This is a genomic window from Enterobacteriaceae endosymbiont of Donacia dentata, from assembly GCF_012570745.1.
Lineage (GTDB): Bacteria > Pseudomonadota > Gammaproteobacteria > Enterobacterales > Enterobacteriaceae.
In genome coordinates, this window is record NZ_CP046212.1 from 445,291 (window position 1) to 458,942 (window position 13,652).

The window sequence follows — 13,652 nt, forward strand, 5'->3', positions numbered from 1 at the left end:
TAAAACAAATTTATTTTAAATAAAATTAATAATTATGCAAATTCATGGTTTGAAATCTTTGTTCTATATTTTTTTCATACTTATTAAGTATTTTATTATTAATTAATCCTTGTTCAATTTCTCTTAATGCTAAGATGGTTGTTTTATCATTTTTTTCTTCTAATAAAGGAATTTTACCTCTTATTTGTATTTGTCTTGCTCTTTTTGAAGCAATAATAACTAAATCGAATCTATTACCTATTTTTTTTACTGCTTTTTCTACTGTAATTCTAGCCATATTTTTTTCTTTATGAAACTACTAATTTTATATTTTATATAAAAATATTTGGAATATAAAACATATATAAATGTATATATTTTAATATATATAAAAATTATTATATTTATATTATAATATAACATATTTAAAATATACAATAATTAATATTAATATTTTAAATATAATTTAAGGTAATTAAATATGAATTTTAATAATATTTCTTCTGGGAAAAATATTCCTAATGATATTAATGTAATAATTGAAATATCTTTAAACTCAAATTCAATAAAATACGAAGTTAACAAAAAAAATGGAATATTATTTGTAGACCGTTTTATTCCTACTCCAATAATTTATCCATTTAATTATGGATATATAAATAATACATTATCTTTAGATGGAGATCCTTTAGATGTAGTTGTTATAACCAAATATTCAATTTTACCTGGTTCTGTAATTAGATGTCGTCCTATAGGATTATTAAATATGTTAGATGAATCTGGTGATGATAAAAAAATAATTGCAGTACCACATAAAAAAATTTCTAAAGAATACTGTTTAATAAAACAAATAAGAGATTTACCTACTTTAATACCAGAACAAATTATATATTTTTTTAAACATTACAAAGATTTAGAAAAAGAAAAATGGTGTAAAATTAATGGTTGGGAAAATTTAAAAAAAACACATGAAGAAATTTTATTTTCTATTAATAATTTTAAAAAAAAACATTAATTATTAATATTTTTTGAAAATTTATTTTAAAAAAATTTAATATAAATATTTTTTATATTATAATTTAATTAAATTTTACTAAAAATATATTTTATTAAAAGTAATTAATAAAGAAAATTTTATTAATATTAAAATTTTTTAAAATTAATATTTTAATTTTTATATTTTTTATAAAAGAATTATTATTTATGAATAAATATGTAAATTTTTTATAAAATTACTTAATATTTAAAAAATAATTTTAATTATTTAATTATTTATATATTTTATAAATTAAGGGATCGTAATGTCTAAAATAAAAAAAATTATAGGTAGAGAAATTCTTGATTCTAGAGGACACCCAACTATTGAAGCAGAAGTTCATTTAAATAGTGGAATAATAGGAATTGCTTCAGTTCCTTCTGGTGCTTCTATTGGATCTAGAGAAGCAGTGGAATTACGTGATGGAAATAAAAAAAGATTTTTAGGAAAAGGAGTTTTAAAATCTATTAACATAATTAATACTACTATTAATAAATATTTATTTAATCAAAATTCATTAAATCAATCATATATAGATAATATTATGATTAATATGGATAATACTGATAATAAATCTAATTTTGGAGCAAATACTATTTTAGCTGTTTCTCTAGCTAATGCTAGAGCAGCAGCATTATTTGAAAATATACCATTATATAAGTATATAGGTATTATTAATAATACATCAAAAAAATTTTTTATGCCATTACCTATGATTAATATTATTAATGGTGGAAAACATGCAGATAATAATTTAGATATACAAGAATTTATGATACAACCTATTAGTGCAAAGAATATAAAAGAAGCAATACGTTATGGTTCGGAAATTTTCCATCATTTATTTAATGTTCTTAAAAAGAATAAAATGATTACATCAGTAGGTGACGAAGGAGGATATGCTCCAAATTTAAATAATAATAGCGAAGTATTTGATTTAATATCAGAAGCGATTAAAAATGCTGGATTTATTTTAGGTAAAGATATTACTTTTGCTATTGATTGTGCTGCTTCTGAATTATATTATAATGGTAAATATAATTTACATAGTGAAAATATAAGTCTTTCTTCGAAAGAATTTACGCATTTTTTATTAGATTTAACAAAAAAATATCCTATATCCTCTATAGAGGATGGCTTAGATGAATCTGATTGGGAAGGTTTTATTTATCAAACAAAATTACTAGGAAATAAAATCCAATTAGTAGGAGATGATTTATTTGTTACTAATACTAAATTTTTAAAAAAAGGTATAAAAAAAAAAGTTGCTAATGCAATTTTAATAAAACTAAATCAAATTGGTTCTCTTACTGAAACTTTATCTACAATACAATTAGCAAAAAAAACCGGATATAAAATTATTATTTCTCATAGATCAGGAGAAACAGAAGATTCTTTTATATCTGATTTAGCTGTTGGTACTAATGCTGAACAAATTAAAACTGGATCTATGAGTCGTTCTGAAAGAATTTCAAAATATAATCAATTAATTAGAATTGAAGAAAAATTATAAAATAATTTTTATAAACTATGTTGTGTTTTCACTCAACATAGTAAAAATTAATATTTTATTATGAAAAAATACAAAGAAAAACAAATAATCTACTGGTTAAAAAAACAAAGTTTTTTTGCTAAAAATTTATTAAAAATATCACATTCATTAAATATTATTAATATTTTTATAATTATAATTCAAAATTGGATTCTAGCAAAACAAGTACAATCTTTTTTTATTGAAGAAAAAAAAAATCTAATTTTTTACTATAATATAATATTATTTTCTTGTTTTATTATTAGACCATTAATAACATTATTAATTAATAAAATTAATTATAATTATAGTCAATTAATAAAAAATATTATTCGAAAAAAAATTATAAATAAATTATTACATGAATATTATGAACATTTAAAAAATCATATGTTAGGATCTGATTTATCTTTAATTATAGATCAAGTAGAATATTTACAAAATTATTATCAAAAATATATACCTCAATTGTTTACTATTAAAATCACATCTTTAATAATTTTAATAAATATATTTTTTATTAGTTGGATAACAGGTTTTTTACTTATTATTATTAGTATGTTAACTATTTTTTTTATAATATTAATTGGGAAACAAACTATAAAAAAAAATAAAAAAAATTTTAAAATTTTATCACTTTTAAATGGATTTTTTCTTGATAGATTAAAAGGAATAGAAATTATTCGTTTATTTAATTTAAAAAAAATAGAAATAAAAAAAATTTCATTATATATTGAACAATTTAGAAAAAAAAATATTGAAATATTAAAAATTGTTTTTTTAACTTCTGCAATTTTAGAATTTTTTACCACAATTTCTTTAGCATTTGTAGCTATGTATTTTAGTTTCACATATTTAAATATAATAAATTTTGGATTTTATAATAAAAATATTAAACTATTTCATGGTTTTTTTATATTAATTTTAATTTCTGAATATTTTCAAAATTTTAATAATTTAGGAATACTTTATCATGTTAAATCTAAAGCAATTAGTGCTGCTGATAATATTATAAAATTATTAAATAATCAAAAATTTACTAATATAAATATTAAAAATAATTTTTTCTTTAAAAAAATAAAAATAGAAGCAAAAAATTTAATAGTTAAAAATAAAATAGGTGATATATTAATAGGACCTATTTCTTTTAAAATAAATTCTAAAAAAAATATAATTATTAGTGGACCTAATGGAAGCGGTAAAACGACATTATTTAATGTATTATTAGGTTTTATACCCTATAATGGATCATTAAAAATTAATAATATAGAATTTAAAAATATAAATTTATATAATTGGTATAAACAAATATCATGTATTATGCAAAATCCTAGACTTTTTCCTGATATAACAATCAAAAAAAATTTATTTTTTAATAAAAAAATAAATGAAAAAAAAATAAAAGAAATTATTAAAAAAATTGGTATAATGAATTTTATAAATAAATTACCTGATAAATTAAATACAATTATTGATGAAAAAAATTTATGTTTATCAATTGGACAAATACAAAGAATAGTCATTGCCAGATCTTTAATAAAAGATGGTATTTTATTATTATTAGATGAACCTATAAGTAATATTGATATGAAAAGTCAACATAATATTATGGAAGTAATACAAAAAAATACTTCATTTTTTAATATTAGTATAACTATTACCCATAAAATATATAATTTTAATTATTATGATGAAATTTGGTATATGAAAAATGGTAAAATTTTTAAAAAAATATATCCAAAATTAAAGAAATAAATTTTACTAAAAAAGGAGTTTTTAAAAAATGTTTTATTTATTATATTTTTTGAAATATCATAAAAAATATATTAAAAAAATTTTTTTAGGTATTATTTTATCTATAATTAATAATTTATTATATATTATATTATCTATAATATCTGGTTATTTATTAACTTCTACTTTTTTATTAAGTATTAATAAAAATAATTTTATATATTATAACTATATTATACCTTCAATTATTATTAGAATTATTTCAATAATAAAAATTATTACAAAATATTTTGAAAAAATAATTCAACATAATACTACTTTATATTTACTAAAAAGCGTAAGAATTTTAATTTTAAAAAAAATATTCCCTTTATATCCATCTAATTTAACTATATTTCAAAATATTGAAATATTAAATATGTTAGTTTCTGATATCGAAACATTAGATTTTTTATATATACAAATAATTTCACCTATTTTTAGTATTTTAATTACAATATTAATAATTTTTATAAATTTCATTTTTTTAAATTTATTTTTTTCTTTAATTTCATTAAGTATTTTTATTATTCTAATATTATTATATTCAGTATATTTTTATAAAAAAGGAAAAATAATAGGGGAAAAAAATATAAAAATAAAAAAGAAATATTACTTTACTATAAGTAATCTTTTATCATATCATGTAGAATACAGATTATTTAATAATATTAAATATATATTTAAGAAAATAAATTTATTAGAATTTAAGTGGCAAAAAATACAATTTATACAAAATAAATATAATACTCAATCTCAAATATTAATAATTTTTGTTATTAACATTAGTATAATATTATTTATAATATATAATCATATATATTCTTATAATATAAATATAAAACATAAAATTATTTTATTTTTATTATTTTTAACTTCATTATCTAATATATTACTTCCTTTAAGTAATATTTTTCAAAATATTAGTGAAATATTTTTATCAGCTAAAAACATATTTAATATTATAGAACAAAAACCTCTCGTTAATTTTACAAATAAAAATAAATATAAAAACAAAAAAATTTTAACTATAGATATAGTAAATTTATCATTTCGTTATAATAATAAATCTCCATATGTATTAAAAAATATATCATTAAATATAAAACAAAAACAAAAAATAATTATAACTGGACATAATGGTAGCGGTAAATCTACATTATTAATGTTATTAACAAGAGCATGGGACCCTTTAAAGGGTAATATTTATTATAATAAATATAATTTAAAAAATTGGAATTTATTATTATTAAGAAATAATATTAGTGTTATAAGTCAAAGAATATATCTTTTAAGTGATACATTAAAGAATAATATTCTTTTAAATAATCAAAATAATAAACATATTAATGATAATTATTTAATAAAAATTTTAAAATTAGTAGGTTTAGAAAAATTATTAGATAATAAAAAAGGATTAGATTTATGGATGGGAGATGGAGGTAAAATTATTTCTGGAGGAGAATTAAAAAAATTAGGTATAGCACGAACTATAATACATAATGGAAATTTAATTTTATTAGATGAACCTACTGAAGGATTAGATATTTTAACATCTAATAAAATTATGAATTTAATATTTTCTATTTTTTATAATAAAACAATTATTTTTATTACTCATAATATTAATATTTTAAAAAAAGCAGATTGTATCTATTTTATAGAAAATGGTTATTTAATTAAAAAAGGTAAATTTAGTAATTTAATAAAAAAAAACAACTATTATTGGAATTTTATAAAAAATAATATAGTATAACTTTATATATTTATAATAATAAGAAATTTTTATGTCTAAAGAAAATAATATAGAAATGCAAGGAGTAGTATTAAATACATTACCTAATACTATTTTTAATGTGAAATTAGAAAATGGTCATATAATAACTGCGCATATATCTGGAAAAATGAGAAAAAATTATATTCGTATATTAACAGGAGATAAAGTTACTGTAGAATTAACTCCATATGATTTAAAAAAAGGTAGGATTATTTTTCGTAGTCGTTAATAAATTTTAAATTTAATTTTAAGTTAATAATTAATTTAATAAAAAATAAATTATTATTAATTTTTATTTAAAAATTTTTGTGCATCTAATGCAGCCATACATCCTGTAGCTGCTGATGTTATTGCTTGTCTATAAATATGATCCATAACATCTCCAGCAGCAAAAATTCCAGGAATATTTGTCTGTGTAAAAAAATTTTTATGATTTAATTTATAATGATTTGTTAATATATAGCCTTTTTTATTAAGCTTTAATTTTTTTTGAAATAAACTAGTATTAGGAATACTACCTATTAAAATAAATATACCATATACGGGTATTTTTTCAGTACTTTGATTATTAAGAGAAACAATTTGTATATTTGTAACTCCAGTATCATCACCTAATATTTTTTTTACTACATAAGGAGCATGTAAAATTATTTTTTTATCTTTTATTTTTTTTTCAATTTTTTGAATCAATATTTTTTCTGCAGTAAAATAATTTTTTCTATGTATTAAATGTACCTGAGAAGAAATATTTGATAGATATAATGCTTCTTCTAAAGCGGTATTTCCACCTCCTATAACAGAAACTGTTTTATTTCGATATAAAAATCCATCACAAACAGCACAATAGGATATTCCTTTCCCTAAAAATTTTTTTTCAGAAGATAAACCTAAAAGTTTTGGATACGATCCTGTTGCTATAATAATACTTTTGCAAATAAAATTAAATAAATTTCCTTCTAAAATAAAAGGAGATTTTTTAAAATTAATAATTTTTATTATTGTATCATTAATAACTTTAGTATTAAAATAGACAGCATGATCATTTAATTGTTTCATTAATTTTGATCCAGTTATATATGGAAAATTTCCTGGCCAATTTTCTATATTTAATGTTTGTATTAATTGTCCTCCAATATTTTTTCCAGTTATTAAAATAGGTTTTAAATTTGCTCTTGCAGCATATATTGCTGAAGTAAAACCAGCAGGACCAGAACCTAAAATAAGAAGTTTTGTTTTTTTTGTATTTTTCATATTTATGTATTTTTTATTGTTAATAATATTTTATATATTAAAATTAAATAATATATAATATACTATATTTATAAAATAAATTTATATAATTTTATATATTTATATTATAATACTTAATTATTTAATATTTAGTATAGGAAACTATTATGTTGGATGTTAAATTATTACGTAATAATATTGATTATGTTTGTAATATTTTGAAAAAAAGAAATTTTAATTTAAATATTGATTTAATAAAAAAATTAGAAAAAAAACGGAAAAATTTACAAATAAAAATGGAATTTTTACAAGTAAAAAGAAATCAAATTTCTAAAATTTTATCACAAAAAAATAATAATAATGTTGTTAAATTAAAAAAAAAAGTAATTAATTATAATAATAAAATATCTAAATATAAAATTACATTAGATAGTGTAAAAAAAGATATAAGTATAATTTATAGTATGATACCTAATTTACCATTAGAAGATGTTCCTATTGGTCAAAATAGTAATGAAAATAAAGAAATTGAAAAATGGGGTAATATAAAACAATATAATTTTCTTGTACGTGATCATTTAGAATTAGGTATATTAAATAAAGGAATTGATATAGAATCAGCTGTAAATTTAAGTGGATCAAAATTTATTATTTTAAAAGGATTAATAGCATATTTACATCGTATTCTTATTCAATTTATGTTAGATGTACATATTAATATACATGGTTATAAAGAAATATATGTTCCATATATAGTTAAAAAAAAAAATTTATATGGAACTGGACAGTTACCAAAATTTAATAAAGATCTTTTTCAAATAAAAAATTTTAAAAATAAAAATCAATGTGAATATTTTTTAATTCCAACAGCAGAAGTTCCATTAACTAATTTATTAAATGATAAAATTGTTGAAGAAAAAATATTACCATTAAAATTAGTGGCTCATAGTACTTGTTTTAGATCTGAAGTTGGTTCATATGGACAAAATGATAAAGGTTTAATACGTACACATCAATTTGATAAAGTAGAATTAGTACAATTAGTTAAACCTGAAAATTCTATAAAAACTTTAGAAGAAATTACTCAACATGCAGAAAAAATATTACAATTACTAAATTTACCTTATAGAAAAATGTTATTATGTACAGGAGATATGAGTTTTTCTTCAAGTAAGACATATGATTTAGAAGTATGGTTCCCATCAAAAAACAAATATTATGAAATTTCTTCTTGTTCTAATATGTGGGATTTTCAATCTAGAAGAATAAAAGCAAGATATAGAAAAATAAAAAATAATGAAATTAATTTTATACATACTCTTAATGGATCAGGACTTGCAGTAGGAAGAACATTAGCTGCAATAATGGAAAATTACCAGCTTAAAGATGGTACAATTACTGTACCAAAAATATTACAGCCATATATGAAAGGAATAACACACATAAAATAATAATTTTATTATTTTTTATTTATACTTTTTGTTTAAATAAATTTTGTATAGAATTATATAAATGAATAGTTTTAAATAAACGAGTAGGTACTACAAAAATAGTATCGTCTCCAGCGATAGTGCCTAATATTCCTTCTGGTTTTCCTAAAGAATCTAATAATCTTGCTATTAATTGAGCAGCTCCAGGACTTGTATGAATAATAATTAAAACATCATTATAATCAATATCTAAAACTAAATTTTTTAATGGACTAGTTGTATTTGGTACACTTAATTCTAAAGGAAAACAATAAACCATTTCCATTTTAGTATTTCTAATTCTTACTGCTCCAAATTTTGTTAACATTCTAGATACTTTAGATTGATTGATATTATTAAATCCTTCTTTTTGTAAAGCAGTTACAATTTCTGTTTGTGTACTGAATTTTTCTTGTTTAATTAAATTTTTAAATATTTTAACTAAATTATCCTCTTTTTTTTTTGTAAAAATTATTCCCATAAAAATCACCAATAAAATAAAAGAAAAAATTATTTATTTAAAATAATAAAATTACTATTTACTAAATTTATTAAAATTTACAAAGACTAATTGCATTTATAATGTAACTATATTATCATATTTTAATAAAAATTTATATTTTTTTATTAAAAAATTTAATAATATATAAAAAAATTTAATTTTATTAAAATTTATGTTTTGGATAAATATACAATATGAATAATATCTTAAAAAATAATTTTCATCATCAATGGTATCTTATAAATGCAAAAAAAAAAATTTTAGGAAGATTATCTAGTATAATTGCCTATTATTTAATGGGTAAACATAAAATTTTATATAAACCTTATATTGATATAGGTGATTATGTTATTGTAATTAATGCTGAACAAATTAAAATTACAGGAAAAAAAAATAAAAGTAAATTTTATTTTAGTCATAGTGGATATGCTGGAGGATTAAAGAAAATATCTTTTGAACAATTAATTAAAAAAAATCCTCAAAAAATAATTCAACATTCAATTAAAGGTATGTTACCTAAAAATAAAATAGGAATGTTAATGTTAAAAAGATTAAAAATTTATAAAGGTAAAATTCATAAACATATTGCTCAAAAAAAATACATTTTAAATATTTAATTATCTTTTATCATCAGGATATAAAATAATGAAAAATATTGTTAACTATTATTATGGTACAGGAAGAAGAAAAAGTTCTTCGGCTAGAGTTTTTATTAAAAAAGGTAATGGATCAATTAATATTAATAAAAAAGATATAAATATTTTTTTTGTTAGAAATACACATCGTCTAATGATCATAAAACCCTTAGAATTAATAAAAATGCATAATAAATTAGATTTATATATTACTGTAAAAGGGGGTGGTATTTCTGGGCAAGCAGGAGCTATTAGACATGGAATTACTAGAGCTTTAATAAAATATGATGCTTTTTTTAGAAAAGATCTAAAAAAAATAGGTTTTATAACTCGTGATGATCGTAAAGTAGAACGTAAAAAAGTAGGATTTAAAAAAGCTAGACGTAGTCCGCAATTTTCAAAACGTTAAAATTAATTTTATAATTATTAATTATAGTAAATTTTTTTATAAAAAATTTTATTAAAAAATAATATTAATATTTATAAAATAATTAGATTTAAAATTATAAATTTTAATCTTTTTTGTGAATATTTTTCCGAGAATAAATATGGATAAATTTATTATAAAAGGTCCTGTTCAGTTAAAAGGAAAAATAAATATTTCTGGATCTAAAAATGCTGCTTTACCTATTTTATTTGCATCTATTTTAATAGATGAATCAGTAGAAATTCAAAATATACCTAAATTAAAAGATATAGATAACGCTATTAAATTACTTTTACATTTAGGAGTAAAAATAAAAAAAGGAAAATCATTAATAATAAATGCAAATAATTTATATAATCATTATATTTTTCCTAAAAATTTAGTTAAATCTATTAGAGCTTCAATTTGGTTAATAAGTCCAATATTAAATCGTTTAGGTAAAATTAAAATATCTTTACCTGGAGGATGTTCAATTGGGAAAAGACCTATTGACTTACATATTAAATATTTAAAAAAATTAGGTGCTAAAATTTATATAAAAAATAATAATATTTATGCTTATATAAATAAAACATTTAAAGGTTCTCATATTATAATGGAAAAAAGTAGTGTGGGAGCTACTATTAGTATTATTTTAGCTGCTATTTATGCATATAAAATAACTATTATTGATAATGCAGCAAAAGAACCTGAGATAAAAGATTTAGCTAATTTTTTAAACACTATGGGCGCTAAAATTAAAGGTGCTGGTACAAACCAAATAATTATTAAAGGTGTTTTAAAATTAAAAGGAGGTATTTATAAAATAATATCTGATAGAATAGAAACAGGAACTTTTTTAATAGCTGCTGCTATATCTGGAGGACAAATATTATGTCAAAAAACTAATCCTAAAAATTTAGATATTGTATTAAAAAAATTAAAATATACTGGTGCAGAAATTAAGACAGGTAAAAATTGGTGTAGTCTTAATATGAAAAATAGAAAACCTAAAGCAGTTGATATAATTACAGGACCTTATCCTGATTTTCCTACTGATATTCAACCACAATTTACTTTATTAAATTTAATTGCATTAGGTAAAAGTAAAGTAACAGAAACTATTTTTGAAAATAGATTTTTATATATACACGAGTTAATAAAAATGGGAGCAAACGTTTTTTTTAAAAAAAACCAAGTAATTTGTAAAGGAGTCAAGAAACTTTATAGTGCAAAAATTGTAGCAACAGATTTAAGGGCTTCAATAAGTTTAGTTTTAGCTGGTTGTATTGCTTCTGGAAAAACTATTATTAATAATATTAATTATATTGATCGTGGTTATGAAACAATAGAAAAAAAATTAATATCTTTAGGTGCAAATATTAAAAGAATAAAGAATAATTAATATAAATATTAAAATATAATAAAATAATTAAGATAATATTTTTTATTAATTATTTTACTATATTTTATTATATTTTATAATTTTAATTATATAGATTAAAATTAAATTATTTTATAAGGATGATAGCATGTATGCTATTTTTGATAGTTGTGGTAAACAATATAAAGTTATTCAAGGACAAAGTATTAAATTAGAAAAAATCAAAGGAAAAATTGGTGATAATATTGAATTTAAAAATGTTTTAATGATATATGATAAAAATAAAATAAATATTGGTACTCCTATTATTATAGGAGCAAAAATAATAGCAGAATTAATTTCACATGGAAAAGAAAATAAAATTAAAATAATTAAATTTCGTAGAAGAAAACATTATAAAAAAACACAAGGTCATCGTCAATTATTTACTAATATTAAAATTATTAAGATTCAATATTTAAAATAGGAATTTTTTTATGGCACATAAAAAAGCTGGAGGATCTTCTAGAAATGGAAGAGATTCTCATGCGAAAAGATTAGGTATTAAATGTTTTGGTGGAGAAAAAGTTAAATCTGGATTTATTATTATTAGACAAAGAGGAACTAAATTTCATGCAGGAAATAACGTTGGTTGTGGTAGAGATCATACTCTATTTTCAAAAATTGACGGTATTGTTAAATTTACAAAAAAAGGGTTTCAGAAAAAAAAATATATTAATGTTATAAAAAATCATTTTAATAAATAAAAAATTTAAATAAATATTTTGAAATATTAGATATGTTATATATTTTAAATATATATGTATCTTTTATATATTATTTTTTGTTTTATATGGAGTTATAATGAAATTTGTTGATAAAGCAATTATATATATAAAATCAGGTAAAGGAGGAGATGGATGTATTAGTTTTCATCGTGCAAAATATATACCTAAAGGAGGTCCTGACGGAGGTAATGGAGGTAAAGGAGGTAATGTATATTTTATATCTAGTAATAATGTTAACACACTTACTAATTTTTTTTGTCAAAATAATTATATATCTGAAAATGGATCACATGGTAAAAATTGTCAACGTACAGGGAAAAATGGAAAAAATTTAATTATTCAAGTTCCAATAGGAACAAAAATTATTGATATAGAAAAAAAAAAAACTCTTATATTTTTGAGTCAAAATAATCAAATTTTTTTAATTACACGAGGAGGTAAAGGTGGATTAGGAAATATTAATTTTAAATCTTCTATTAATAGAACTCCATATAAAAGAACAAAGGGTAATTTAGGAGAAAAAAAAAGAATAAAATTAGAATTATATTTAAAAGTAAATATAGGTATATTAGGTTTTCCTAATACAGGAAAATCAACATTTATAAAAAAAATATCTTCTGCTAATACTAAAATTGGTGATTATTTTTTTACAACAATAAAACCTGTTTTAGGTACTGTTAAAAATAAATTTAATAATAATTTTTTTTCAATATTAGATGTTCCAGGCATTATAAAGAAATCTTCAATTGGTAAAGGATTAGGATTAAATTTTATTAAACATTTTAAATATTGTAATTTAATATTACATTTTATAGATATATCAATAATTAATAATCATGATAAAATCATTAATGCTATAAATACTATTAATTTTGAAATTAAAAAATTTAATAAAAAAATTCTTTTAAAAGATCAATGGCTAATTTTCAATAAGATTGATTTATTTGATAATATAAACGATTTAAAACTTTATATTAATAATATATTATTAAATTTTAAATTCATAAAAAGATATTATTTAATATCTTCTAAGGAAGATATTGGAATTAAAAAATTATGTACAGATATTTTTCAATATTTATATAATTAAAAATTTAATTTTATTAATTATTGTATTAAAGGACAATATAACATATTTGTGTAATTTTATTTGGATTATAAAA

At 18.6% G+C, this 13,652-nt stretch carries 15 protein-coding genes; 12 read left to right on the plus strand and 3 right to left on the minus strand.

Features of this window, described 5'->3' with window-relative positions:
- Positions 1-25: 25 nt before the first annotated feature.
- Positions 26-277 (minus strand): DNA-directed RNA polymerase subunit omega, encoded by a 252-nt coding sequence (gene rpoZ, locus GJT90_RS02135; RefSeq protein WP_168894891.1) that lies wholly within the window; start codon positions 275-277, stop codon positions 26-28.
- 183 nt (positions 278-460) lie between these two features.
- On the opposite strand from rpoZ, the gene ppa reads away from it, so the two are divergent.
- From ppa to infA, 5 genes are all read left to right on the plus strand, one after another.
- The gene (gene ppa / locus GJT90_RS02140; RefSeq protein ID WP_168920233.1) at positions 461-994 is read left to right on the plus strand and encodes an inorganic diphosphatase; all 534 of its coding nucleotides are present in this window, start codon (positions 461-463) and stop codon (positions 992-994) included.
- Positions 995-1,280: 286 nt separating this feature from the next.
- Positions 1,281-2,528 (plus strand): phosphopyruvate hydratase, encoded by a 1,248-nt coding sequence (eno, locus tag GJT90_RS02145; RefSeq protein WP_168920234.1) that lies wholly within the window; start codon positions 1,281-1,283, stop codon positions 2,526-2,528.
- Between the two features lie 60 nt (positions 2,529-2,588).
- Positions 2,589-4,301 (plus strand): ATP-binding cassette domain-containing protein, encoded by a 1,713-nt coding sequence (locus tag GJT90_RS02150; protein WP_168920235.1) that lies wholly within the window; start codon positions 2,589-2,591, stop codon positions 4,299-4,301.
- Positions 4,302-4,329: 28 nt separating this feature from the next.
- Positions 4,330-6,075 carry an ATP-binding cassette domain-containing protein gene (locus GJT90_RS02155; protein ID WP_168920236.1) on the plus strand — a complete coding sequence of 582 codons (1,746 nt, stop codon included), beginning with the start codon at positions 4,330-4,332 and terminating at the stop codon, positions 6,073-6,075.
- Positions 6,076-6,106: 31 nt separating this feature from the next.
- Positions 6,107-6,325, plus strand: coding sequence for a translation initiation factor IF-1 (infA, locus tag GJT90_RS02160; protein WP_168920237.1), 219 nt, complete (start codon positions 6,107-6,109; stop codon positions 6,323-6,325).
- A 56-nt stretch (positions 6,326-6,381) separates the two neighbouring features.
- Here the strand turns inward: infA and trxB are convergent, their stop codons facing one another.
- Positions 6,382-7,347 carry a thioredoxin-disulfide reductase gene (gene trxB, locus GJT90_RS02165; RefSeq protein ID WP_168920238.1) on the minus strand — a complete coding sequence of 322 codons (966 nt, stop codon included), beginning with the start codon at positions 7,345-7,347 and terminating at the stop codon, positions 6,382-6,384.
- Between the two features lie 146 nt (positions 7,348-7,493).
- On the opposite strand from trxB, the gene serS reads away from it, so the two are divergent.
- A complete protein-coding gene (gene serS / locus GJT90_RS02170) occupies positions 7,494-8,777 on the plus strand; it encodes a serine--tRNA ligase (RefSeq protein WP_168920239.1) in 1,284 nt (427 codons plus the stop codon).
- Positions 8,778-8,796: 19 nt separating this feature from the next.
- Here the strand turns inward: serS and argR are convergent, their stop codons facing one another.
- Positions 8,797-9,276, minus strand: a complete 480-nt coding sequence (gene argR / locus GJT90_RS02175) for a transcriptional regulator ArgR (RefSeq protein ID WP_425482526.1) — start codon at positions 9,274-9,276, stop codon at positions 8,797-8,799.
- Between the two features lie 215 nt (positions 9,277-9,491).
- Between argR and rplM the strand changes: the two genes are divergently transcribed.
- From rplM to cgtA, 6 genes are all read left to right on the plus strand, one after another.
- The gene (gene rplM, locus GJT90_RS02180; RefSeq protein ID WP_168920240.1) at positions 9,492-9,914 is read left to right on the plus strand and encodes a 50S ribosomal protein L13; all 423 of its coding nucleotides are present in this window, start codon (positions 9,492-9,494) and stop codon (positions 9,912-9,914) included.
- A 28-nt stretch (positions 9,915-9,942) separates the two neighbouring features.
- The gene (gene rpsI, locus GJT90_RS02185) at positions 9,943-10,341 is read left to right on the plus strand and encodes a 30S ribosomal protein S9 (protein ID WP_168920241.1); all 399 of its coding nucleotides are present in this window, start codon (positions 9,943-9,945) and stop codon (positions 10,339-10,341) included.
- Between the two features lie 139 nt (positions 10,342-10,480).
- Complete coding sequence (murA, locus tag GJT90_RS02190) at positions 10,481-11,743, plus strand: UDP-N-acetylglucosamine 1-carboxyvinyltransferase (RefSeq protein ID WP_168920242.1); 1,263 nt, start codon at positions 10,481-10,483, stop codon at positions 11,741-11,743.
- A gap of 127 nt (positions 11,744-11,870) precedes the next feature.
- On the plus strand, positions 11,871-12,188 hold the full coding sequence (gene rplU / locus GJT90_RS02195; RefSeq protein ID WP_168920243.1) for a 50S ribosomal protein L21: 318 nt from the start codon (positions 11,871-11,873) through the stop codon (positions 12,186-12,188).
- A 10-nt stretch (positions 12,189-12,198) separates the two neighbouring features.
- Positions 12,199-12,468, plus strand: a complete 270-nt coding sequence (rpmA, locus tag GJT90_RS02200) for a 50S ribosomal protein L27 (protein ID WP_168920244.1) — start codon at positions 12,199-12,201, stop codon at positions 12,466-12,468.
- 97 nt (positions 12,469-12,565) lie between these two features.
- Complete coding sequence (gene cgtA, locus GJT90_RS02205) at positions 12,566-13,579, plus strand: Obg family GTPase CgtA (RefSeq protein WP_168920245.1); 1,014 nt, start codon at positions 12,566-12,568, stop codon at positions 13,577-13,579.
- Positions 13,580-13,652 lie beyond the last annotated feature (73 nt).